Raw genomic sequence first — 22,951 nt, 5'->3', positions numbered from 1 at the left:
ATCCAAACTTTTTTTACGTTTGGAAGATTAAGAAAATTTATGTGAAAAAAATTATTTTCCTTTAAATTGTGGAGAACGTTTTTCTAAAAAGGCCTGGATGCCTTCCTTCGCATCTTCGGAACCAAATACTTCGCCAAACAATTGGGCTTCTTTTTCAACCCCTTCAGCAAAAGAAGAGGATTTCGCGTAATTTAATAATTCAATCGTCGCTTTTAGTGAGATTGGGCTTTTCTTAGCAACCTTTTTCGCAAACGCTTTCGCTTCATCTAACAACTCTTCCTCTTGAAACGCTTTGTTGGCTAAGCCCCATTGAACCGCTTCCACTCCAGAAATCGGTTCGCTTGTAAATAACATTTCCGCTGCTTTTGCCAAACCAACGTATCGCGGAAGGCGTTGCGTCCCTGCAAACCCTGGAATGATACCTAATTGTAGTTCCGGTAAGCCTAATTTGGCATTTTCGCTAACAAATCGAACATGACAAGCCATTGCTAACTCAAGGCCACCACCGAGTGCAGCTCCGTGAATGGCTGCAATAATCGGTTTCGAAAATTTTTCCATCCGTTCAAATACTTGTTGTCCGTTTCTAGCAAACTCTTCCCCAGATGAAATAACAGTAAATTCTTTGATATCTGCTCCGGCTGAAAAAAAGCGTCCTTCACCATGCAATAAAACGACACGAACATCATCGTTTTGTTCAATGTCATCTAACAATCTAGAAAGCTCTCGAATTAATTCGGATGAAAGGGCATTTGCAGGTGGACGTAAAATCGTAATAATCGCAACATGTTCGTCAGTTGTCATTTTTAAATAACTCATGTTCTATTCCCATCCCCTTCTCTTTGTCTTAAGAACCGCCACAGCCAGAAATAATGAGCTTATGAACAGCAGGTGCTAATGCAGTTAAATCATATTTTTGATCATTCATCACCCACGTGGTAACGGTTTCATCGATGGTCCCAAAAATCATTTGTCGAGCGAGACGAATATCTAAATCTTGACGGAATTCATTATTTTCGATTCCCTCTTTTAAAATACGATCGACCACGTTTAAATAACCTTTAAGTACTTCGTTAATTTTTAATCGAATATCTTTATTTGACTGTCGAAGCTCTAATTGCGTAACGATGGCTAAGTGACGATCTTCAGACATAATTTTAAAATGATTTTCAATCATCACTAATAACTTCTCCGCTGCAGTTTGTTTTCCTGCTATAACTTCATTTACTTTTTCAATAAACATCCCCATTTTTTCGCGAAAAAGTGAAATTAAAATATCCTCTTTATTTTTAAAATAAAGGTAGATCGTACCGTCGGCAACCCCTGCTTTTCTTGCAATTTTTGACACTTGCGATTGATGGTATCCATTTTCTGCAATGACAACAACGGCTGCATCGATAATTTGCTTGTATTTTGGTTTATTTCGTTTCAAACATGTCCACCTACCACAGTTGCTGAAATAAATGAATGATTATTCATTCATATCTTAATGATAAAACCCATCTGTACGAGTGTCAAGAAGAATCTAATAACTCGTTCAAAATGGGAACCAAAAAGAGTTAGGCTTGCCGCTCGCTCGCTTCATTTTTCTTTTTCTCTTCTTCTACCAATGCTCGTCGTAAAATTTTACCAACAGCTGTTTTTGGCAATTCGTCTCGAAATTCATATAAACGTGGTACTTTAAAAGCAGCTAAATGTTTGCGAGCAAATTGATCTAATTCCTCTTCCGACACCGTTTTTCCTTCTTTTAAAACGACATACGCTTTTACAGTTTCTCCCCGATACGGGTCTGGAACCCCTACAACAACGACTTCTTGAATGGAAGGATGTTCATACAACACTTCCTCCACTTCCCGTGGATAAATATTAAAGCCACCTGCAATAATCATGTCTTTTTTCCGGTCGACGATATAAAAATATCCGTCTTCATCCATATATCCTAGATCACCAGTTAATAACCAACCGTCTTTTAACACTTGCGCCGTCTCTTCTGGACGATTCCAATACCCTTTCATCACTTGTGGACCTTTGATTGCAATTTCTCCAATTTCGTTTGGAGGTAATGGTTCTCCTGTTTCTAAAGACATCACCATAGCATCCGTATCCGGCCATGGCACACCGATACTACCTTTTTTTCGTTTTTTCTCCCAAATGAAATTCCCATGGCTTACAGGAGAGGTTTCTGTTAATCCATATCCTTCGACTAAATTTCCACCGGTTACTTGTTCAAATTTTTGCTGTACTTCTACAGGTAATGGGGCTGAACCGCTAATACACGCTTCAATAGAAGATAAGTTGTATTTCGAGATATCCGGATGGTTTAATAAGCCGATGTAAATCGTTGGGGCCCCCGGGAACAATGTAGGACGTTGTTTTTGAATTGTTTTTAACGTTGTTTTTACATCAAATTTTGGAAGCAACACCATTTTATTTCCTTGCATGACTGCTAAAATAAGCACCGTCGTCATACCGTATACATGGAAAAATGGCAAGATGCCAAGAATGACTTCTTTTCCTTTTTTCGTCTTATACAGCCAAGCAGCACACATCGTCGCATTCGCTACTAAGTTTTTATGGGTGAGCATAACCCCTTTCGGAAATCCGGTCGTCCCACCGGTGTATTGAAGAAGGGCTAAATCTTCTTCTGGATCGATGGAGATTGATAACGGTTGCGAGATTTCTTCTTTCATGATACGGGCAAACAGATGATGTCGGGCACTCGGCTCTACTTGAACAGATATTCCTTGCTGTTTCTTTTGTATAAAAGGGTAAATGATGTTTTTTGGAAATGGTAAATAGTCTTTGATAGCGGTTACAATTACATGCTCTAAAGGGGAGCTTTGCATCACTTTCGCCACTCGCGGAAATAATAAGTCGAGTGTAATGATTATTTTTGCTCCGGAATCGTTCATTTGATATTCTAATTCCCGCTCCGTATATAACGGATTCGTTTGCACAACAATTCCGCCTGCATACAAAATACCGTAATAACTAATCACCGACTGCGGACAGTTTGGAAGCATAATCGCTACACGGTCACCTTTTTCAACACCAAGCTTTTTTAAGTAATTCGCCAGTTTTAAAGCGGAATTATACACTTCATGATACGTTAATTCCTTTCCTAAAAAGTGGATCGCAACATGATGCGGAAATTGTTCAGCTGCCCTTGTTAAAAAAGTTTGTAAAGGAATATTTTCGTATTCTAATGATGCAGGTATCTCCGGTGGATAATGCTGTAACCAAGGTCTTCTTTCCATATGGCCCCTCCTTTTTTCAGAATTTTTATATTCTTAACATAATTATATTATATCCAAACCATCGATACAATTTAAATCAGTGAGGGGTTATTTTTTCCATAGGCTATGTTATATTTCATTGTTGATTTTTAGCAAGTTGTTCACTGAAGCGAAAGGCGGCGAACCAGCGGGAACAGCAAAACAGGCAAGACCCATACTTGAGCGTAGCGAGGGAAGCGGCTTGCTGCTTACCCGCGGAAAGCGTCTGCCACAAGCGTAATGTATAAATATCAACAGTATCGTTTAACAGACAACCATGCCAATAAAAATTGGCACATCGATAAATGAAATAACAGCAAAAGTTATCCACAGTTATTTCAGGGTAGAGCCTTTCTATAAAAAAATCAGCTTGCTCTCGCAAGCTGACCTATGCAAAAAATATTAAGTAAATGACACCAATTAGAAAAAAGCATCCGCACAATACAAGTAGAATTTTTGCTAATTTTTCCATTATGTTCTCCCCTTATGATATTCCTGCTCCGATGACGTAAGATAGGCCAATGGAAATGACCATTGAAATGAACCCGACCGCTCGGTTGTCCTGTTCAATTTCTTCGTCAATTTTAAATTTGGGGGTTAAAAATTCATAAATAAAGTAGCCGATTAATAAAAGAACAAATCCAAAAACTCCCCACATAATCATCGTAAAGAGGGTATCGTGTTGTTGAATGGAGTGACGAAAAATATTGGCAATGCCAAAAATTTTTCCACCCGTAGCCATGGCTACCGCCATATTTCCTTTTTTAATTTCTTCCCAGTTCCGATATTTGGTGACAAGTTCAAAAATCGCCAAAAAGATAATCATACATAAAATAACTACACTATAATATCCTGCGGTTTGGATAAACTCATTTTCCCAAAATGGATTCATCGTTTAGTTCCCCTTTTACCTATTTTAATTCCACGACAGTCACTCCGCTTCCGCCTTCCCCAGCGTCGCCAAGGCGAAAACCTTTTACTCGAGCATGATTTTTTAAATATTGATGAACTCCTTGTCTGAGTGCACCGGTTCCTTTTCCGTGAATAATGGATACTCTTGGATATCCAGCTAATAGGGCATCGTCAATATATTTTTCTACCTGGATTAACGCGTCTTCATAACGCTCACCACGAAGATCAAGTTCCAGTCCAACATGATAATCTTTTCCTTTCACCGTTGCTAAAGGTGTTGTCTCAACGGCTGGTTTTGACTTAATAAACTCTAAATCCGACTCATTCACTTTCATTTTCATAATCCCGATTTGCACTTGCCATTCGTGCTCATTTACTCGTTCCAATAGCGTCCCTTTTTGGTCGAAGCTTAATACTTTCACTTCATCTCCAGGTTGGAGAGTGCGTTGATTCTTTTTCTTTTCCAACGTTTGTTTCGATTTTTCCAATACTGGCATTGCTTCTTTTAATCGTTTTCTGGCGTCGATGAGTTCATGTTCTTTAATATCAGCCCTCTTTTCAAGGCGCAGTTTCCGTAAATCACGGATGACGGCTTCAGCTTCTTCTTTCGCTTTCTCAACAATTTGTTCCGCTTTTTTTTCTGCTTCTTCGTATAATTCATCTTTCCGGCGGTAAAATTCCATCATTTGTTGCTTGAGATCTTTATGAATTTTTTCTGCTTCTTTTAACAACTCATTAATTTCTTTCCATTCTTCATCTGCTTTTCGTTTACTTTCTTCTAAAGAAGCAATCATCTTGTCAACCTTGTTCGATTCGATGCTGACATGATTGCGAGCTCGCTCAATGATATTCGTATCCAAACCGAGACGTTTCGAAATTTCAAACGCATTGCTTCGTCCAGGAACACCAATTAACAATTTATACGTTGGACTTAATGAATCGATATCAAATTCCACGCTCGCGTTCATAACCCCTGATCGATTGTAACCATACGCTTTCAATTCGGGATAATGCGTTGTCGCCACCACTCGTGCCCCTCGCTGGGTGACTTCATCTAAAATGGAAATCGCTAGTGCAGCCCCTTCCTGTGGATCGGTTCCTGCTCCTAGTTCATCAAATAGAACTAAACTTTGGTCATCTACTTGTTTTAAAATATCAACAATATTCACCATGTGAGAAGAAAATGTACTTAAACTCTGTTCAATGGATTGTTCGTCCCCAATGTCAGCAAACACATGTTGAAAAACTGCTATTTCCGAGCCGTCTTGGGCGGGAATTTGTAAACCAGCTTGGGCCATTAGCGTGCATAAACCAATGGTTTTTAACGTAACCGTTTTTCCTCCGGTATTTGGACCCGTAATGACTATAGTTGTAAAATCTTTTCCTAGTTCAATGTCGTTCGGTACCGCCTCTTCGTAAGGTAAAAGCGGATGGCGCGCTTTCCATAATTGAATGATTCCTTCGTCGTTTAGCACCGGTTTCGATGCCTTCATTGCTCGAGCAAAACGCGCTTTTGCCATAATAAAATCAACTTTGCTTAACGCATCTACCATCCGTAAAATTTCTTCCGCATGTTCACCGACTAATTGAGACAACTCAATTAAAATACGCTCAATTTCTTGTTGTTCCTTTAACCGAACTTCACGCAATTGATTATTCAAAGATACAATCGCCTCAGGTTCAATAAATAACGTTTGTCCCGAAGACGATTGGTCATGAACGATTCCACCATAATGACTCCGATATTCTTGTTTGACCGGAATGACGAAGCGGTCGTTACGAATCGTAATGATGGCGTCGGAAAGCATTTTTTGCGCATTCGATGAACGAATCATACTTTCCAACTTTTCTCTAACACGGCTTTCAGTTTGACGAATTTGTTGTCGCAGTTGCCGCAACAAGTCGCTAGCCGAATCGAGAATCTCCCCATTTTCGTCAACCGTCCGTTTAATACGTTGCTCTACAGCTGGAAGTGGATGAATCGCCTGAACAACCTCATGTAAGCACGGAAGGGAGTGCTCCTCTTCAATAAGTCCTTCAATGTAATTTTTTACACTACGGGCGGCTTGTATCGTGCTTCCGATTTCCATTAAATCAATCGAGTGTAGCATTCCACCAATTTGTGCTCGTTTGACATATGGTCGAACGTTGTAAATGCCGTCGAGTGGCATATGTCCTTTTAAACGTAATATAGTGACGCCTTCGTCCGTTTCATCTTGCCATCGTTTGACTTCTTCAAACGAAGAAGAAGGTACTAATTGTTTTACCTTTTCTTCTCCAAGTGTTGAAGAAGCATACGATAACAGCTGTTCACGTATTTTATCAAATTCTAATGTGTGTAAAAGTCGTTCATTCATTGTTTCCGTGTCCCCCCTTACTGTTCATCATGGCGTTTTAGAAAATTCTTTAATTCGTCTATATTGTACGTATTTAGAACCGTTTCTTTCTTTAACCATGCTTTTCTTCCGACAGATACGCCAAGTTCCATGAAGGATAGATGATTAATATGATGTGCATCGGTGTTTATCACCACTTTAACTCCAGCATATTGCGCTTTTTGTAAATGCTCTACACATAAATCAAGGCGATGTGGATTCGCATTTAATTCTAACGCCGTATTCGTTTCTTTGGCTAGTTGAATGAGTAAGTCGATATTTACATCATAACCATCTCTTCGTCCAATGAGACGTCCTGTCGGATGGGCAATAATATCTACATGTTGGGAAGAAAGGGCAGTTTTTAACCGTTCCATAATTTTCTCTTTGGGTTGTTGAAAATGAGAATGGATGGAAGCAATAACTACATCCATTTCTTGAATGACGTCATCCTCAAAGTCTAAGGACCCATCTGGTAAAATATCCATTTCAATTCCCGTTAAAATCGTTATATCATCATACTTTTCATTCAACCGTTGTATTTCTTCCCGTTGCTTGTACCAACGTTCTTTCGTTAAACCGCTCGCCACTTTTAAAAATTGGGAATGATCAGTAATGGCCAAATACTGATAACCTCGTTTTCGACAAGCTTCTACCATTTCTTCGATCGAATGAGCCCCATCGCTCCAAGTCGAGTGCATGTGTAAATCTCCACGAATATCGGATAAAGAAAGATAAGCCGGTTGTTCAAGAATTCGTTCAATTTCCTCCCCGGACTCTCTCATTTCTGGAGGAATGAATGGCAAAGAGAAATGGTTGAAAAAAGCTTCTTCAGAAGAAAACGTTTGAATATGTCCAGTATTCATATCTTCTACTCCGTATTCGCTTATTTTCTCGCCACGCTCTTTCGCAAGTTGTCTCATTCTAACATTATGTTCCTTCGATCCAGTAAAATGGTGAAGAGCAGTCGCAAATTGTTCCGGTGCGACGAGGCGAAAGTCGACATTAACGTCATAGTCGTAAGCAAACGTTAACGAAACTTTTGTCGGACCGTTCGATACTGCTTCTTTAATGCGCTCCAATTGTAGAAGTTGTTCTTTAACTTTTTCTGGTTCTTTTGTTGCGATGATAAAATCGATATCTTTAATCGTTTCTTTTATCCGGCGTATACTCCCGGCTCGAGAAAACTTCTCAATACCGTCGAATTGCTTAAGTTTCCGTTCCAATGTTTCGACAATTGGTAACATGAAGGCAATCGGTAAACGTTCCGGTCGCTTTCCAAATTGCTCCAGCGCAGCTAATAGTTTTTCCTCCGTTTTTTTACCAAATCCAGCTAGCTTCTGAACTTTTCCTTCTTCACACGCTTGTTTTAACGTTTCAGCATCAATCACCCCAAGCTCGTGATACAGCTTGGACAATTTTTTCCCGCCGACTCCAGGTAATTGCAACAGAGGAATCAATCCTTCTGGAACCTCTTTTTGTAACCCTTCTAACACCTCAGACGAACCAGTTTCGATGTATTCTTGGATTACAGCAGCCGTTCCTTTCCCGATTCCTGGTAACTTCGTAAAATCCGTAATTTCTGTTAAACTTCGGGCATCGGTTTCTAAACTTTGCGCGGCTTTTCGGAAAGCGGATATTTTAAACGGATTTTCACCTTTTAATTCCATATATAACGCAATACGTTCGAGAAGCCGAATCACATCTTTTTTTGTTACCATATCACTACCTCCTGTCCCGCTTGAAAAAAAAGAATCGGGGACACCCCGATCAACGAATTGGAACGTATTCAAGCCACCATTGTTTCACCATTGAGGAAATAAATGGAGTGTGTTTAATCATGGCTTCAGCAAGTACTGACTGTTGCAGCGTTGCTTGAATCGATTCAATTGGCACTAACGCAACAATGTATAATACAATAAACAAAATGAAATACACTTCTAATAAGCCGAGCATCCCTCCGGCCCATATGTTTGCCTGTTTTAAAATCGGTAAATGGGCAAGGAAGTCAAGCATCGAGCCGATGATTTGCAACAAAATTTTAAACACAAAGAAAATGATGGCAAAGGCAATAGCTCGATAATAAGCAGTTTCTATATGATCATTTGCAAACAACATTTGCAATGGTCCATCGGTTGCCATCACCGGATAAGGAACCCATAATTTAAGAATGGATGCTAAATCATCGTAATAAAGGTAAGCAACGATAAAAGAAACGAAAAAGCCAACCATATGAATGGTTTGTAGAATAAATCCGCGACGAAAACCGATAAAAAATCCAAACAATAGTAATAACAAAATGACGACATCTAACATGACTGCTTCAGTCCTTTATTTGTTTTAGTTGTTTTTGTAATTCTTCGTATTGTTCTTTTAATTTAATATAATCATGAACGGCATTCACCGCCGTTAATACAGCAAGTTTACTAATATCTAACGTTGGGTTTTTTTCACTGATTTCGCGCATTTTTTCATCGACAAGTGAGGCGACGAGCCGAAGGTGATGAGTGCTTTCCGCTCCAACAATAACGTAGTTTTGACCATAAATGTCAACGGATATACGGTTCTTTTGCTCATCAGACAAATTGAAAGCCTCCATTTCTAAAAATCCTAAACAATATGATAACATGTTTCTTTCAAAATTGGGAAGAAAACTCTATATTAGAAATAACTCATGAAAAAGGAGATGCCTATGTCTAATCAAGTGTTACACGTATCGTCAGAAACGATTGAAGAAATGGAACGATTTTACAAAGATTATCTATCCTCTAAACTTCCACCGGGTAGTGTGTTTGTCGCTAGGCTTCCACAATGTGTCATCACCGCCTATCGTTCGGGTAAAGTATTGTTTCAAGGAGCATTAGGTGATAAGGAAGCAAAAAGATGGGACGAAACAATCACCAAAGAGAGAACAGATGCATCAGCTACTGACGCATTTTATCATCGTTCTTTTATTGGGTCCGACGAAGTAGGCACCGGTGATTACTTTGGCCCAATAACCGTTGTGGCGTCTTATGTAAAAAAAGAGCAAATCCCTATCTTACAACAAATAGGTGTCAAAGATTCGAAACATTTAACGGATGATTATATTGTACAAATCGCCAAAAAACTTATCTCGATTGTCCCATATAGTTTATTAATTTTGTCAAATGAAAAGTATAATACGTTGCAACAACGAGGTTATCCACAAACGAAAATGAAAGCTATTCTACATAACCAAGCAATCGTCCATTTATTGAAAAAAATCGCGCCAGAACAACCAGAAGGAATTTTAATTGACCAATTCATTGATCAAGACAAATATTATTCTTATGTAAAGGGTCAAAAAGAGGTTGTTACTACGAACGTTCATTTTCGGATGAAGGCAGAACAGCTCCATTTATCTGTCGCTGCTTCCTCCATTATTGCTCGGTACGCCTTTTTAAAGGAGATGCATCGCTTGAGTGAAAAAGCAGGATTTTCTTTACCTAAGGGGGCTGGCAAACAAGTGGACGAAGCGGCCGCTAGGCTTCTTCGGGAACAAGGGGAAGAAGCATTACGCATGTATTGCAAACTACATTTTGCCAATACCGAGAAAGCAAAGCGACTTGTGAAATAATATTATTGACTAATTTTATCACTATACTACTTCTAGCCCCCCTTATTCTTCTCTGACAATTATTAACTGAATTATTTTTATAAATCAAAAGGCCAATTTCTAATGAATTGGCCTTTTGGTTTTAAGTTCTGTTTCTATTTTCATGAGTTTTCCATTCACTAAATGAAAGTTTACCCACGTAATGTAGCCCCAAATTGCTCTTCTACCGCTTGAACCACTTGTTCATGTAAAGCAGTCACTTCTTCGTCAGTTAACGTACGTTCAGGGTCAAAGTAACGGAGAGAGAAGGCAATGGATTTTTTACCTTCTGGTAGACGATCCCCTTCATAAACGTCGAAAATCGTTACTTCTTTTAACAATTCGCCGCCTGTCTTGACAATCGTTTTTTGGATGTCTCCAGCAATGACACATTTATCCACCACAAACGCAACATCACGTGTCATGGACGGGAAGCGTGGAATCGGTGCGTAACGAATATCTTCGACCTCAGCATGTAATACATCGGTTAACGCTAACTCGAAGACGTACGTTTCTTTTAAATCATTTTCTTTTTGGACTCGAGGGTGTACCTGTCCAACAAAGCCGATCACCTTTCCGTCTAGTAAAATCTCTGCCGTACGGCCTGGATGCATTCCATCAAGTTTCGCTTGAGTATAGTCAATGCGATTCTGTAATCCAAGCATATCGAACAATCCATCTAAAATTCCTTTTACGACATAGAAGTCTACCGGTTTTTTCTCACCTTGCCATAAGTGCGCATGCCACACACCAGTGATCACACCAGCTAATCGTTCTTTTTCCTCTGGCAATTCATCGTTTCCTTTTGCTAAGTAAACTGCTCCCGTTTCATACACAGCCACATTGTCCATTTGACGGGCTCGGTTGTAACTAACAACTTCTAACAAGTGAGGAATTAAGCTTTGACGAAGGACACTCCGCTCTTCACTCATCGGCATTGCCAAACGAATAGGCTCCGCTGTTTCCAATGCAAATTTCGTTGCTTTCTCTTCACTTGTTAACGAATACGTAATCGCTTGGAAAAGTCCCACATGTTCTAAATAGCGGCGCACTTTCCGGCGTTTTGCTTGATATGGAGTTAATGTTCCTGGCTGCGTTTCTGCCACAGGTAATGTGGTTGGTAAGTGATCATAGCCGTACAATCTCGCTACTTCTTCAATAATATCCTCTGGAATGGAGATATCTGGCCGGCGAGAAGGTACCGTAATTTTAAACAATCCGTTATCTTCTGTGAAAGCAAATTGTAGGTTCGATAAAATGCTGCTTACTTCTTCTGTTGAAATGTTGGTCCCTAATACGCTGTTAATTCGATCAAGTGTAATCGTCACAACAACTTCCTTTTGTTCTAGCAGATCCACTTCTGCGACACCACGAATGATTTCTCCACCTGCATATTGAGCCATTAAAGCAGCAGCACGATCTAATGCTTCTTTTGTGCGTGCCGGGTCAATGCCTTTTTCAAACCGTGTACTTGCCTCACTACGTAAACCATGGTCTTTTGACGCTTTACGTACCGTCGTATTTTTGAAATAAGCCGATTCGATTAATACCGTTGTCGTATCGTTTTGTACTTCGGAGTTTGCTCCACCCATGACACCAGCAAGTGCGACCGGTTCTGTACCATTTGTAATGACAAGATTTTCTTCCGTTAACGTGCGCTCCACTTCATCAAGAGTAACAATTTTTTCACCTGTTTTTGCCCGACGTACAACAATTTCTTTGGAACCGAGACGATCGTAGTCGAATGCATGTAATGGTTGGCCGTACTCTAATAAAATGTAGTTTGTAATATCGACAACATTGTTATGCGGGCGAATACCTGCAGCCATCAGTCTTGTTTGCATCCATAACGGAGATGGACCAATTTTGACATTTTTTACAATGCGCGCTGCATATAGTGGATTATCTTCTGTCGCTTCTACTTTTACTGAAATGTAGTCCTCTACGTTTTCGCTTGTTTCTTGCAACTCCACTTTTGGCCATTTTACTTCCCGACCTAAAATGGCCGCTACTTCATAGGCCACCCCAATCATGCTTAAGCAATCCGCACGGTTTGGTGTTAACCCTAATTCTAACACTTCATCATCTAAGTTTAATTGTTCTAATGCATCTGCCCCAACCGGTGCATCGCTTGGGAAAACAAAAATACCGTCTGCAAATTCTTTCGTAACCAGTTTAGATTCAATTCCCAACTCTTGAAGGGAACAAATCATCCCATGTGATTCTTCCCCACGAAGCTTTGCTTTCTTAATTTTAAAATTACCTGGAAGAACCGCTCCTACTTTAGCGACAGCTACTTTTTGACCTTTCGCAACGTTTGGCGCTCCACAAATAATTTGCACAGGTTCTTCTTCACCGATATCGACTAAACATTTACTTAATTTATCAGCGTTCGGGTGTTGTTCACGCTCGAGTACATGCCCAACGACTACGCCTTTCGCTCCTTTATTTAACAATTCGACACTTTCAACCTCAATGCCACTTTTGGTAATTTTATCCGCAAGCTCTTTTGCCGTAATCCCCGTTAAATCTACGTATTCTTGTAGCCATTTGTATGATACAAACATGTAATATTCCCTCCCTTTACGCGCGATTAAATTGTTGTAAGAAACGAATGTCATTTTGATAGAAATGACGAATATCATCAATGCCGTATTTCAACATAGCGATTCGCTCAGGTCCCATACCGAACGCAAATCCAGTATATTTTTTCGAATCAAACCCGGCCATTTCTAACACGTTCGGATGAACCATACCAGCACCTAAAATTTCAATCCATCCGGTTCCTTTACATACGTTACAGCCATGACCACCGCAGTTAAAACAGGATACGTCCACTTCTACAGATGGTTCAGTAAATGGGAAGAAGCTTGGGCGGAAGCGAATTTCACGATCTTCCCCGAACATTTTCTTCGCAAACGCTTGAAGGGTTCCTTTTAAGTCGCTCATACGAATGTTTTCATCAACCACAAGTCCTTCAATTTGGGTAAATTGATGAGAGTGGGTAGCGTCATCGTTATCGCGACGATACACTTTTCCCGGACAAATGATTTTTACCGGGCCACGACCTTCATGCTTTTCCATCGTTCGCGCTTGTACCGGTGATGTATGCGTGCGAAGTAAAATTTCACCCGTAATATAGAAAGAATCTTGCATATCGCGGGCTGGATGTCCTTTTGGTAAGTTTAAAGCTTCGAAGTTGTAGTAGTCTTTTTCCACTTCTGGACCTTCTGCAATGGTATACCCCATGCCAATAAATAAGTCTTCAATTTCTTCAATGACTCTCGTAAGCGGATGATGATTTCCTACTCGAACAGGGCGACCCGGAAGCGTTACATCAATGGCTTCAGAGGCTAATTTTTTCTCGATTTCTTCTTGTTCTAGTTTCACTTGTCTTTCTTCTAATGCGGATTGAATCGTCTGCCGGACTTCATTCACAAGTGCTCCCATGATTGGGCGTTCTTCTGGTGATAATTTTCCCATGCCGCGAAGTACTTCCGTAATCGGGCCTTTTTTACCAAGGTAAGCAACACGAACATCGTTAAGCGCCTTTAAATCACTTGCTTGCTTGATCTTTTCAAGCGCTTCTTGTTGTAGCTCTTGTAAACGTTCTTTCATCGACATTTCCTCCTTTATTAAAAATAAAAAACTCGCCCCTGCGTAAGGGACGAGTGAAATCGCGGTACCACCCTTGTTAACAGCGAAAAACGCTGTTCACTTCATTGAGATAACGGACGTATCCGGAACACCTTTACATTCTAGCTCTGACTAGAATGGTCCAAGTGTCAACTCCAGAGGTGAATTCACTTGCTTCTACCATAAAAACGCTCCCAGTCTACGGCGTTTTCTCCCTGGATGGCGAATGGCAAGCTACTCTTCTCTATCATCGTTGTTTTCCTTATTTAACTATTTTTATATTATAGGGAAACCGTTCATCCGATGCAACCTTTATCCACGTAAATAATAAAGTAAAATTCCTGTCGCTATAGCCACATTTAATGATTCCGCTTTTCCGTAAATCGGAATGTACAAGTTTTTTGACGTTAATTGTAGTAAATCTTTACTCACTCCACTTCCTTCATTTCCGACAAGAAGAGCAAATGGATGTTTCGGTTCCACTAGTTTGTAATTTTCACCGTTCTCTAGCGACGTACCGTATATGTGCACATGATGTTCTTTTAACGTTTCAATCCACTCATATAAGTTCCCTTTGAAAATCGGCAAATGAAATATCGACCCTTGAGTAGAACGAATCACTTTTGGATTATATAAATCAACACACCCTTCTCCAAGGATAACGGCATCGATCCCCGCTGCATCCGCTGTCCGAATCATCGTCCCTATATTTCCTGGGTCTTGTACTGCGTCAATTAACAGGACATTCGCATTTTCCCAGTCGATCGTTTTTTCTGTGAATTGTTGGCAAACAGCCGCGATGCCTTGTGGCGTTTCCGTATCGCTAATCGCTATCATAATTTCTTCGGTTACAAATGTCATAGGAATGTCCGCTACATTCCAATTTGGCGGAAGTTGTTTATTCTCTTCTACAATTATTTCCACAATGTGGATATCACTATTTAATGCTTCTTCAACTAAATGAAATCCTTCGATAAGAAACCAGCCTGTTTTTTCCCGCTCTTTTTTTGTTAATAACTTTTTCCACTGTTTCACTTGTGGGTTTTTGACTGATGCAATTCGTTTCAAGTCGAATTCTCCTTTGCTTTGAACGTTTCTTTATACATAATAAACGAAATACTAGCAAAAAATAAATGTGAAATACATAATAGCGAGGTGAAATTAAGATGGATTTAAATTTACGGCATGCGATTATGCAAAATGTAGCCAACAACACAAAAGAACAACTAGAAGACACAATTGAGGATGCCATTCAGCAAGGGGAAGAAAAAACGCTTCCGGGTTTAGGAGTTCTATTTGAAGCGCTCTGGAACCATTCAACGGAACAGCAAAAAGACATGATGCTTTCTACGCTTGAACAAGCGGTAAAACAATAGGATCAAAGGAAGTTGGTTTCTACACCGATTTACTTATAGGGTAAATATACGAAATAACACTGTATTAAGCAGACCAATTCGCATACGATTTGGTTTGCTTTTTTTGTTGTTAAATCAACGATAATCGTGTTTAAGTTAGTTAAATTTCTTCCTCAACAAAAATGCAGATTAGTTGACCATAAGATAATAAATTTGATAGCTGAAAAAGGATAAAACATGTGGTAAAATAACTCAAAATTCAGAATGAAAGAGGGTTATTTGTGATCAATTATAACGGTCGTAAGTTTGTTTTAATTGAAAATACAGCTAACGGAGAAGTTTCATCAAAAACTTTTTTTGAATAAACAACAAGGAAATATAATCTCAGCAACGTATAGTGGGGGAGAAATAATGGTACCGTTCAAGAATTTTGTGTAAGGTTCTATAGAGTATCCTCAGATTATGCTTTATTTGATAATAAATTCATTTATCTGTTTCCCACTAGAAGACTGAATATTCAGTCTCCTAGTGGGAAACGCACGTCCTTTCATATATCCTTACATACTTACAAATTTTAGTATCTTTCTTCGAACATTTCTTGTAGGGCTTGATAGGCGTTTGAAAAACCTCGTAATTTTCTATTCGACCATTTTTCGTTATAGTCTTGAATGGTCAAGTACGTGATTTTCTCCGCAGCTTCTATACTTGAAAGACTGTTCATCGTCTTTAGTCGTTTACGTATGTCTTTAATGGTTCTTTCGATCGCGTTTGTCGTGTATATGACACTTCGTATGCTTAGTGGATATTTCATAAACGTGAGTAAAACGTCTAAATCTTTTTCCCATGATTGTACTTCTCTTGCGTATTTTTTGGACCACTTTTTCTCGAATTCATGAAATGCTTGTATCGCTGCTTCTTTTGTCGTGGCACGATAAATGAGCTTTAAATCTTCTGCCACTTCTATTTGGTCTTTCTTTCTGACTTTATTTAATGTATTTCTGACTTTGTGCACGACACATCGTTGTACATCGAGCAAAACTAGGCTCTATACCGGTCTTGTTTGATTTCTATGGAAGTACGAATTAACATTCATTCATCTGTGGTGAAATAAAACGAGGCATGGGTAACTAAGAGTTGCAATACTTTACGAGCAAAACGAATTGTTGGCGGGAATTGTGAAAGACAAAGTTCTACCAAAAGTAAAAGTTCTAATTAATCAATAATGTAGCCATCTAAAAACTTCGTATGACAATAAGGACAACGGTATATATCATTAACATCAGTGTCTTTATTAAATCGCAATGGCAGTCTCTTTTTGCATTTTGGGCATCTCCATAAGATAAAAGACATGATAAAAAAAATGAACATTAGTAAAAAGCCTAGAATAGTTAAAAACTTAGTTTTGAACAGATAAAGATTTAATGTACTAATAAACAAAGAAGCAAATAAACACATTAAGGAAATTTTTCTATATTTCATTATGTCTCTAACTTTTTGCGGCATCGTTATCGACCTTTCTTTGTAAAAGTATTCGTCTATAATTGATTACGTTTATATAACAATAAGGTTTCACATTGTTAGTTTAAGTACAATCCTTCACATAATATATAATTGTTTTAACAAAAACTTTCCATTTTCCTTTATGAGTTAAGTACCATATATCCAGTGATCTTACTATGTGAATTGGCTGAAGTCTCTAGAAGTGGTTATTATAAATGGTTAAAACGAAAAGATACGATTACTCCAAAGCAACAGGAAGACGAAGTAATAAAAAATTATATAATTGAAGTTTATAAAGAATCAAATGGTACTTACGGATGTCCAAGGATTACAGCTACCATTAGGGAGGATTATGAAATAAAGGTTAACCATAAACGAATCTACCGTTTAATGAATGGAATGAAGCTACAGGCAAAAATCCGCAAGAAAAAACAGAAGTATCGTAAAGGTAGTGAAAGAATCGTAGTGTCAAATGTATTAAACCGGAACTTTACTGCTGAAAAACCAAATGAAAATTGGGTTACCGATGTGACCTATTTAATGTTTAACAATCAACGTTTATATCTATCCGTCATCTGTGATTTATGGAATAAAGAAATCGTGGCTTACAAAATCAGTTACAAAAATGATTTAGAACTTGTGATGGAAACATTAAAAAAGGCAAACAAAAAAAGAGATGTGACTGATAAAACCATTCTACACAGTGATCAGGGTTATCAGTATACATCTCGCGAATACCACGAAGCCCTTAAACTAAATGGTATTACTCAAAGTATGTCCAGAAAAGCCAATTGTTTAGACAATGCGTGTGTAGAAAACTTTTATAGCCATTTTAAGACAGAGTGTATGTATTTAAATAAATTCGAGAACCCAGAGGAAGTCATTTAAGCAGTAGATAAATATATTTACTATTATAATCATAAAAGAATTCAAAAAAAATTAGGCAACCTTAGCCCAGTAACGTATCGAGCTAAAGTTGCCTAAGAAATCAATAATGATTAGATTGACTCCTTCTTCAGCTTACAGACTACTTAGTTGGTTGCCTGAAGCTTTGTCAAGTGCTTTCCTTGACAAGCTCCAGGCATACCAACTACCATTGCCAAAGCTGAAGAGGATGCTTTTTTCTACTGTCTACTTGACAGGGGTAAATCCACATTCCGAGCGTTTTTCTATAGCTGTTTGCATTATTATTTGATTGTTAGTTTAATTCCTAATGACCTAATATTTACTTTTCCTCTTTACTCAAGTAACCCCACTAGTTTCTACACCGCCTTTTTAGATTAGTCAAACGTAATCTCCTTGACTTTATCCGCATCTAAACGTTTGATCACTTCGGTAATTAGTTTTACTGTGTTTTCGTAATCGTCACGGTGTAACATCGCTGCATGGGAATGGATGTAACGGGTCGCAATTGTGATAGAAAGCGCAGGTACACCGTTGGCTGTTAGATGAATAGCTCCAGAGTCCGTTCCGCCCCCAGGAAGCGAATCGAATTGATACGGAATGTTTAATTCATCGGCAACGCTTGTGACAAAGTCGCGTAACCCTTTATGAGAGACCATCGACGCATCATATAAAATAATTTGCGGACCTTTCCCCATTTTTCCTAATGCTTCTTTTTCTGTTACGCCAGGCGTATCTCCTGCAATACCGACATCTACACCAAACGCTATGTCTGGTTCAATCATGTGTGCAGATGTTTTGGCACCACGAAGTCCGACTTCTTCCTGAGCGGTACCGACACCGTAAACGATATTCGGATGTTTTTCGTCTTTTAAGTTTTTCAACACATCAATCGCAATGGCACAACCGATGCGGTTATCCCATGCTTTGGCTAACAGCATTTTCTCATTGTTCATGACCGTAAATTCAAAGTACGGAACAACCATATCCCCCGGTCGAACGCCCCATTCCATCGCTTCTTCGCGGCTAGAAGCTCCGATATCGATGAACATATCTTTAATTTCAACCGGCTTTTTGCGTGCTTCAGGCGGAAGAATGTGAGGTGGTTTTGAACCGATGACACCAGTAACGTCACCCTTTTTCGTCACAATCGTCACGCGTTGGGCAAGCATGACTTGTGACCACCAACCACCTACTGGTTGAAATCGTAAAAAACCTTTGTCATCGATATGCGTAACCATAAAACCAACTTCGTCTAAGTGGCCTGCCACCATAATTTTCGGTCCGTTTTCATCACCAACTTTCTTAGCAATTAAGCTTCCTAAACCATCCGTTGTAACTTCATCGGCAAATGGCTCTATGTACTTTTTCATCACATCTCTGACTTCTTTTTCATTACCCGGAATCCCTTTTGCATCGGTTAAGTCTTTGAGCATCATTAACGTCTCATCTAATTTCACCATTATTTAGCCTCCCTAATTATTCTGCAGTCTCATTATACAAAATCAGGTGAAAATTCACAATTTTAATACCCTTGTTGTTGGCGTTGAAAATTTACTTTATTTTTTGCCACATAAGCCTTATAAATTCCTTCCGGTGTAAATCCATAGATTTTTCCTAGAGCCAAGTATTCGCTTAACAAATGCTCGTATACCGACAAACACTTTTCTTTTCGGAATTGATGGATTGCCTCATATACTCGAAGGAATTGTTCCACCGGTTCCACTGCTTCTTTAAAAGATGGGACATCCTTCATCGTACGATGAAAACCAACTTCTATACCTAAAGACAATATAAAATGAAGTCCATCCACATATTCTTCTAAAATGACCTCTTGTGGAGACGGGCCTTTTGTACTCCAAAATTTAAAACATCTAGTTTCATTCGCTAATTCACTTACTTCAACAAGTAGAGCTAACACTTTTTGATCAAACAAGTCTTTTTCTACCAGTTGATGACCTTCTTCTATATAGCGGTCAAGTTCTTGTTGCATTGTAAATAATTCCGAAACATTCATTCATTGTCTCCTCCTTCAAAAAAAATTATAGCAAATGAATGAAACTTTTTTTGATTTGATTCGTAAAGTAAATAAAAACTAAGGACCATGCACTTTTTCGGAGGTTTTTAACATGGCACTATTCCTTCGATTATTACCTTTCCTACTTTTTATAGCAATCCTTTATCTTTTGTACCGTGGCATCAAATTTATTACCCATCCGATGCGAAAATTAGAGCTAGCTTACGAACAAAAGAAGTTTTATTTTTACGATGACCCAAATAATGTTCGGAAAAATTTTCACATCACTTATAAAGGGGCGTTATTTGAAGGGGAAAAGTATTTAGGAACAACTGAACACGCCTTTGACGTCGTTTCCATCTTTGTTTTTCCGAAAAAAGTGGACGACTTAAAAGGATTGACCTATGAGGATTTTGTATTTCTTGAAAGAGAAATTCAACGGGCGTATCCGAATGCAAAAATAGATTGGAAAAGCCCTGTGAAAGAGCTCCTCCAAAAACATCGGTCATAACAAAGGGGCTGTCTAAAAAGTCCATTTTAGTTGAAATTCCGCCAAAATTAAAACCCAAAGAATGTTGATTTTACAGCATTCTTTGGGTTTGCTTTTTTTAGATTTCGGGATTAAATACTACTTTTCGGACAGCTCCTTTTCTCATTTTTTCTTTAACTATTCCTTTACACCATTAGGAAGACGATGATTCAAGAAATTCTTTTAATGTCCACACACGTACTTTTTCTCTTAAAGCGATAAATAAAACGAAGAAGGAAATGAATAGTAATGCCATCATAGTTAGGGAAAATTGGCGGATATATTGACCAAAAACGGTATAAAACACAGCGAGCGGAATATTGGCGAGAAACGAGGACATCACGAAGGAATGGAAATCTTTTTTTCGTTCATATAAACAGCCGTTTAGTAAGTGATAATGAATAAAAGGAATTAGACGCAACACCGCTACTTGCCCGACCGTTAATTGTGCGTGACGACCGAACCATTTTTCTTTCATGCGAAACAGGCGATTGACGGTTGTTGGCATATGTCGTACAACCAAATAAAAAATGATTGACACAAACGTTAATCCTATCAGTGAAAAGAGCGTTCCAAATAAGCTACCAAAAAGAATTCCTCCAGCCATACAAACAAGAGCCACCGGAATAAAAAGAAATTGCCGCAATAGATGGAATAAAATAAATACAATTGGTGCGAGCCAACCGGAAGACTGCACGATGGAAAGAAAGAATAGCAATTGATCACTCCATTGGCCGTCGATGGCGATCACGCCCTTTCTCGGATGTTCTTCGTGCTGGGCACGTTATTACAACATATACAATCGTCCGAGCTGTTATGACAAAACAAAAAGCGTAAACAGGATTCCTTCTACAACGGAAAGGATTGGAAGTCCGTATCGAAACGTTGCATGTTTCGTTTTATGTCGAAATAAATACATACCAACTGAAGCACCAATCGCTCCACCTAAAAAAGCGACTAACCATAACTTTTTTTCTTGCACTCGCCACTTCTGCAGGCGCGCTTTCCACTTATCCCAGCCCATTAGTAAAAACCCTATACTATTTATAAAAATTAGATACATTAGAATCCAATCGTTCATGATAGGTCCTCCTAAGGAATTCCACTGCTATAGCGTTAATTTTAAACGAGTAAGTCAATTAAAAATTCGGTCAATTTCCCTCCGATTCATAAGATATAAAAAAGGGACTAACGATGTGTTAGCCCCGAGTCGCATCAATTATTTTTGAAGTTGTGCTTTGGCAACGTTTGCTAATTCAGCAAATGCTTTTTCGTCGTTTACAGCTAAATCAGCAAGCATTTTGCGGTTAACTTCGATACCAGCTAGTTTAAGACCGTGCATAAAACGGCTGTAAGAAAGTCCGTTCATACGAGCAGCTGCATTGATACGTGCAATCCAAAGCTTACGGAAGTCGCGTTTTTTCTGACGACGGTCACGGTAAGCGTACATTAAAGATTTCATTACTTGCTGGTTAGCAACTTTATATAATGTATGTTTAGAACCGAAATAACCTTTCGCTAATTTTAAAACTTTTTTACGACGTCTGCGAGTAACTGTACCGCCTTTTACACGTGGCATAATAATTCCCTCCTAAAATATATGAATCTCGAATTACTTAATGTTGTCTAACATATGACGGATACGTTTGAAGTCACCTTTAGAAACAAGAGTTCCTTTACGAAGCTTACGTTTTTGTTTTTGAGTTTTGTTTGCAAAAAGGTGGCTAGTGTAAGCGTGAGAACGCTTTAATTTTCCAGTACCTGTCTTTTTGAAACGCTTGGCAGAGCCACGGTGAGTTTTCATTTTTGGCATGTGGTATTCCTCCTCAAAACATTACTTTTCATTTTTTGGTGCTAAAACTAAGAACATGCTACGTCCATCCATTTTTGGTTTGGACTCTATTGTTCCGATATCTTCACAAGCTTCAGCGAAACGGTCTAGTACGCGTTGACCGATTTCTTTGTGTGTAATCGCACGCCCTTTAAAGCGAATCGTCGCTTTCACTTTATCTCCTTTTTGAAGGAACTTACGAGCGTTACGTAACTTCGTATTGAAGTCATGCTCTTCAATCGTTGGGCTTAAGCGTACTTCTTTGACGTTAATCACTTTTTGCTTTTTGCGAGCTTCTTTTTCTTTCTTCTGTTGTTCGAAACGGTACTTACCATAGTCCATAATCCGAGCAACAGGAGGTTTGGCATTAGGAGCTACTAGAACAAGGTCTAGGTTAACTCTAGCTGCAATCTCTAATGCTTCGTTACGTGACTTAATTCCTAATTGCTCACCATTTTGATCGATGAGTCGAACTTCGCGGGCACGAATACCCTCGTTGACGATCATATCTTTGCTAATAATTAGCCACCTCCACGTTTTTTCCGAATACACGGTTTGGGTCAAGTATTGTTTTCCGCTTCCTTTGCCACATAAAAGCTAATTCAACAAAAAAATGCGGGTACAACACACCCGCATTTCATTGATGACATACTTCCTACTTCAATGGAATTACATCAAAAACCTGCCAACAGCTTTTATGCGTCAATCAGGTGAGAAGCGGGGTGCTTCTTCTTTTCCACAAACTGTATTCAATTTGACCTTCTAAAATATATCATAAACTAAAGGAGTTGTCAACAGAGCTATTTTTTATACAACAAAATAGATAATACCATAGTATAGAACGGTTGGCAATATCCTATTAAAAATTTTTATAACCAATTTGTACAAGCGAAAAGAGGTGCAAATTATCACCATATCAGTACAAGAGTACGGTAGGATAGTGCCTTTTTTCAAGAAAAAGGCCTTCCTACCGCCATTTATTCGATCGAAACCACTAATTTAGTT

The 22,951-nt window shown here is 38.8% G+C and carries 24 protein-coding genes, 1 pseudogene and 2 other annotated features; of the genes and pseudogenes, 6 read left to right on the top strand and 19 right to left on the bottom strand.

The window, feature by feature from the left end:
- Positions 1–51: 51 nt before the first annotated feature.
- The 3 genes from H0Z31_07505 to H0Z31_07495 form a co-directional block, all read right to left on the bottom strand.
- Positions 52–816, bottom strand: coding sequence for an enoyl-CoA hydratase (locus tag H0Z31_07505; protein MBO8177283.1), 765 nt, complete (start codon positions 814–816; stop codon positions 52–54).
- A gap of 28 nt (positions 817–844) precedes the next feature.
- Positions 845–1,429, bottom strand: coding sequence for a TetR/AcrR family transcriptional regulator (locus H0Z31_07500; GenBank protein ID MBO8177282.1), 585 nt, complete (start codon positions 1,427–1,429; stop codon positions 845–847).
- 127 nt (positions 1,430–1,556) lie between these two features.
- Positions 1,557–3,254: a long-chain-fatty-acid--CoA ligase gene (locus H0Z31_07495; GenBank protein ID MBO8177281.1), complete on the bottom strand. Its 1,698-nt coding sequence runs from the start codon at positions 3,252–3,254 to the stop codon at positions 1,557–1,559.
- Between the two features lie 118 nt (positions 3,255–3,372).
- Here H0Z31_07495 and H0Z31_07490 point away from each other — a divergent pair, with 118 nt between their 5' ends.
- The gene (locus H0Z31_07490) at positions 3,373–3,513 is read left to right on the top strand and encodes a hypothetical protein (GenBank protein MBO8177280.1); all 141 of its coding nucleotides are present in this window, start codon (positions 3,373–3,375) and stop codon (positions 3,511–3,513) included.
- 243 nt (positions 3,514–3,756) lie between these two features.
- Here H0Z31_07490 and H0Z31_07485 read toward each other — a convergent pair whose 3' ends face one another.
- From H0Z31_07485 to zapA, 5 genes are read right to left on the bottom strand one after another with little or no spacing between them, the layout of a single operon-like run.
- Complete coding sequence (locus tag H0Z31_07485) at positions 3,757–4,164, bottom strand: DUF350 domain-containing protein (protein ID MBO8177279.1); 408 nt, start codon at positions 4,162–4,164, stop codon at positions 3,757–3,759.
- Between the two features lie 19 nt (positions 4,165–4,183).
- Entirely contained in the window at positions 4,184–6,541 is a 2,358-nt protein-coding gene (locus H0Z31_07480) for an endonuclease MutS2 (protein MBO8177278.1), read from the bottom strand.
- Between the two features lie 17 nt (positions 6,542–6,558).
- Positions 6,559–8,280, bottom strand: a complete 1,722-nt coding sequence (polX, locus tag H0Z31_07475) for a DNA polymerase/3'-5' exonuclease PolX (protein MBO8177277.1) — start codon at positions 8,278–8,280, stop codon at positions 6,559–6,561.
- Between the two features lie 49 nt (positions 8,281–8,329).
- On the bottom strand, positions 8,330–8,875 hold the full coding sequence (locus tag H0Z31_07470) for a CvpA family protein (GenBank protein MBO8177276.1): 546 nt from the start codon (positions 8,873–8,875) through the stop codon (positions 8,330–8,332).
- Between the two features lie 7 nt (positions 8,876–8,882).
- Entirely contained in the window at positions 8,883–9,143 is a 261-nt protein-coding gene (gene zapA / locus H0Z31_07465) for a cell division protein ZapA (protein MBO8177275.1), read from the bottom strand.
- Positions 9,144–9,251: 108 nt separating this feature from the next.
- On the opposite strand from zapA, the gene H0Z31_07460 reads away from it, so the two are divergent.
- On the top strand, positions 9,252–10,157 hold the full coding sequence (locus tag H0Z31_07460; GenBank protein ID MBO8177274.1) for a ribonuclease HIII: 906 nt from the start codon (positions 9,252–9,254) through the stop codon (positions 10,155–10,157).
- Between the two features lie 170 nt (positions 10,158–10,327).
- On the opposite strand, the gene H0Z31_07455 is transcribed toward H0Z31_07460, so the two are convergent.
- From H0Z31_07455 to H0Z31_07445, 3 genes are all read right to left on the bottom strand, one after another.
- On the bottom strand, positions 10,328–12,742 hold the full coding sequence (locus H0Z31_07455) for a phenylalanine--tRNA ligase subunit beta (GenBank protein ID MBO8177273.1): 2,415 nt from the start codon (positions 12,740–12,742) through the stop codon (positions 10,328–10,330).
- Positions 12,743–12,758: 16 nt separating this feature from the next.
- A complete protein-coding gene (pheS, locus tag H0Z31_07450; GenBank protein MBO8177272.1) occupies positions 12,759–13,793 on the bottom strand; it encodes a phenylalanine--tRNA ligase subunit alpha in 1,035 nt (344 codons plus the stop codon).
- Positions 13,794–13,835: 42 nt separating this feature from the next.
- Positions 13,836–14,071: a binding site (T-box leader), on the bottom strand.
- Between the two features lie 52 nt (positions 14,072–14,123).
- A complete protein-coding gene (locus H0Z31_07445) occupies positions 14,124–14,879 on the bottom strand; it encodes an RNA methyltransferase (protein MBO8177271.1) in 756 nt (251 codons plus the stop codon).
- A gap of 98 nt (positions 14,880–14,977) precedes the next feature.
- On the opposite strand from H0Z31_07445, the gene sspI reads away from it, so the two are divergent.
- Positions 14,978–15,187: a small acid-soluble spore protein SspI gene (gene sspI / locus H0Z31_07440; GenBank protein MBO8177270.1), complete on the top strand. Its 210-nt coding sequence runs from the start codon at positions 14,978–14,980 to the stop codon at positions 15,185–15,187.
- Positions 15,188–15,740: 553 nt separating this feature from the next.
- On the opposite strand, the pseudogene H0Z31_07435 reads toward sspI, so the two are convergent.
- Positions 15,741–16,196, bottom strand: a pseudogene (locus H0Z31_07435) (transposase).
- A gap of 635 nt (positions 16,197–16,831) precedes the next feature.
- On the opposite strand from H0Z31_07435, the gene H0Z31_07430 reads away from it, so the two are divergent.
- Positions 16,832–17,554 carry an IS3 family transposase gene (locus H0Z31_07430; GenBank protein ID MBO8177269.1) on the top strand — a complete coding sequence of 241 codons (723 nt, stop codon included), beginning with the start codon at positions 16,832–16,834 and terminating at the stop codon, positions 17,552–17,554.
- Between the two features lie 15 nt (positions 17,555–17,569).
- Positions 17,570–17,650 carry an IS3 family transposase gene (locus H0Z31_07425; GenBank protein ID MBO8177268.1) on the top strand — a complete coding sequence of 27 codons (81 nt, stop codon included), beginning with the start codon at positions 17,570–17,572 and terminating at the stop codon, positions 17,648–17,650.
- Positions 17,651–17,946: 296 nt separating this feature from the next.
- Here H0Z31_07425 and H0Z31_07420 read toward each other — a convergent pair whose 3' ends face one another.
- Positions 17,947–19,032 (bottom strand): M42 family metallopeptidase, encoded by a 1,086-nt coding sequence (locus H0Z31_07420; protein MBO8177267.1) that lies wholly within the window; start codon positions 19,030–19,032, stop codon positions 17,947–17,949.
- A gap of 62 nt (positions 19,033–19,094) precedes the next feature.
- A complete protein-coding gene (locus tag H0Z31_07415) occupies positions 19,095–19,586 on the bottom strand; it encodes a dUTP diphosphatase (GenBank protein ID MBO8177266.1) in 492 nt (163 codons plus the stop codon).
- Positions 19,587–19,698: 112 nt separating this feature from the next.
- Between H0Z31_07415 and H0Z31_07410 the strand changes: the two genes are divergently transcribed.
- A complete protein-coding gene (locus H0Z31_07410; protein MBO8177265.1) occupies positions 19,699–20,097 on the top strand; it encodes a sigma-w pathway protein ysdB in 399 nt (132 codons plus the stop codon).
- Between the two features lie 172 nt (positions 20,098–20,269).
- Here the strand turns inward: H0Z31_07410 and H0Z31_07405 are convergent, their stop codons facing one another.
- The 5 genes from H0Z31_07405 to infC all read right to left on the bottom strand — a co-directional run bounded on the left by H0Z31_07405 (position 20,270) and on the right by infC (position 22,468).
- Positions 20,270–20,857 carry a TVP38/TMEM64 family protein gene (locus tag H0Z31_07405; protein ID MBO8177264.1) on the bottom strand — a complete coding sequence of 196 codons (588 nt, stop codon included), beginning with the start codon at positions 20,855–20,857 and terminating at the stop codon, positions 20,270–20,272.
- Positions 20,858–20,929: 72 nt separating this feature from the next.
- Positions 20,930–21,196, bottom strand: a complete 267-nt coding sequence (locus H0Z31_07400; protein ID MBO8177263.1) for a DUF1294 domain-containing protein — start codon at positions 21,194–21,196, stop codon at positions 20,930–20,932.
- A 138-nt stretch (positions 21,197–21,334) separates the two neighbouring features.
- Positions 21,335–21,694: a 50S ribosomal protein L20 gene (rplT, locus tag H0Z31_07395; protein MBO8177262.1), complete on the bottom strand. Its 360-nt coding sequence runs from the start codon at positions 21,692–21,694 to the stop codon at positions 21,335–21,337.
- Between the two features lie 33 nt (positions 21,695–21,727).
- On the bottom strand, positions 21,728–21,928 hold the full coding sequence (rpmI, locus tag H0Z31_07390) for a 50S ribosomal protein L35 (GenBank protein MBO8177261.1): 201 nt from the start codon (positions 21,926–21,928) through the stop codon (positions 21,728–21,730).
- Between the two features lie 21 nt (positions 21,929–21,949).
- Positions 21,950–22,468 carry a translation initiation factor IF-3 gene (gene infC, locus H0Z31_07385; GenBank protein ID MBO8177260.1) on the bottom strand — a complete coding sequence of 173 codons (519 nt, stop codon included), beginning with the start codon at positions 22,466–22,468 and terminating at the stop codon, positions 21,950–21,952.
- Between the two features lie 79 nt (positions 22,469–22,547).
- Positions 22,548–22,686 (bottom strand) — a sequence feature (ribosomal protein L20 leader region).
- Positions 22,687–22,951 lie beyond the last annotated feature (265 nt).

This window comes from Bacillus sp. (in: firmicutes), from assembly GCA_017656295.1.
GTDB lineage: Bacteria > Bacillota > Bacilli > Bacillales > JACDOC01 > JACDOC01.
This window is presented reverse-complemented; position numbering and strand designations above follow the sequence as displayed.

Bases quoted from the DNA above. Each gene is read 5' to 3' on its own strand.
- H0Z31_07485 (MBO8177279.1), bottom strand. From the start codon at position 4,164: ATGAATCCATTTTGGGAAAATGAGTTTATCCAAACCGCAGGATATTAT.
- H0Z31_07400 (MBO8177263.1), bottom strand. From the start codon at position 21,196: ATGAACGATTGGATTCTAATGTATCTAATTTTTATAAATAGTATAGGG.
- H0Z31_07410 (MBO8177265.1), top strand. From the start codon at position 19,699: ATGGCACTATTCCTTCGATTATTACCTTTCCTACTTTTTATAGCAATC.
- rplT (MBO8177262.1), bottom strand. From the start codon at position 21,694: ATGCCACGTGTAAAAGGCGGTACAGTTACTCGCAGACGTCGTAAAAAA.
- H0Z31_07420 (MBO8177267.1), bottom strand. From the start codon at position 19,032: ATGGTGAAATTAGATGAGACGTTAATGATGCTCAAAGACTTAACCGAT.
- H0Z31_07495 (MBO8177281.1), bottom strand. From the start codon at position 3,254: ATGGAAAGAAGACCTTGGTTACAGCATTATCCACCGGAGATACCTGCA.
- H0Z31_07455 (MBO8177273.1), bottom strand. From the start codon at position 12,742: ATGTTTGTATCATACAAATGGCTACAAGAATACGTAGATTTAACGGGG.
- polX (MBO8177277.1), bottom strand. From the start codon at position 8,280: ATGGTAACAAAAAAAGATGTGATTCGGCTTCTCGAACGTATTGCGTTA.
- H0Z31_07480 (MBO8177278.1), bottom strand. From the start codon at position 6,541: ATGAATGAACGACTTTTACACACATTAGAATTTGATAAAATACGTGAA.
- H0Z31_07460 (MBO8177274.1), top strand. From the start codon at position 9,252: ATGTCTAATCAAGTGTTACACGTATCGTCAGAAACGATTGAAGAAATG.
- pheS (MBO8177272.1), bottom strand. From the start codon at position 13,793: ATGAAAGAACGTTTACAAGAGCTACAACAAGAAGCGCTTGAAAAGATC.
- rpmI (MBO8177261.1), bottom strand. From the start codon at position 21,928: ATGCCAAAAATGAAAACTCACCGTGGCTCTGCCAAGCGTTTCAAAAAG.
- sspI (MBO8177270.1), top strand. From the start codon at position 14,978: ATGGATTTAAATTTACGGCATGCGATTATGCAAAATGTAGCCAACAAC.
- H0Z31_07415 (MBO8177266.1), bottom strand. From the start codon at position 19,586: ATGAATGTTTCGGAATTATTTACAATGCAACAAGAACTTGACCGCTAT.
- H0Z31_07505 (MBO8177283.1), bottom strand. From the start codon at position 816: ATGAGTTATTTAAAAATGACAACTGACGAACATGTTGCGATTATTACG.
- H0Z31_07470 (MBO8177276.1), bottom strand. From the start codon at position 8,875: ATGTTAGATGTCGTCATTTTGTTATTACTATTGTTTGGATTTTTTATC.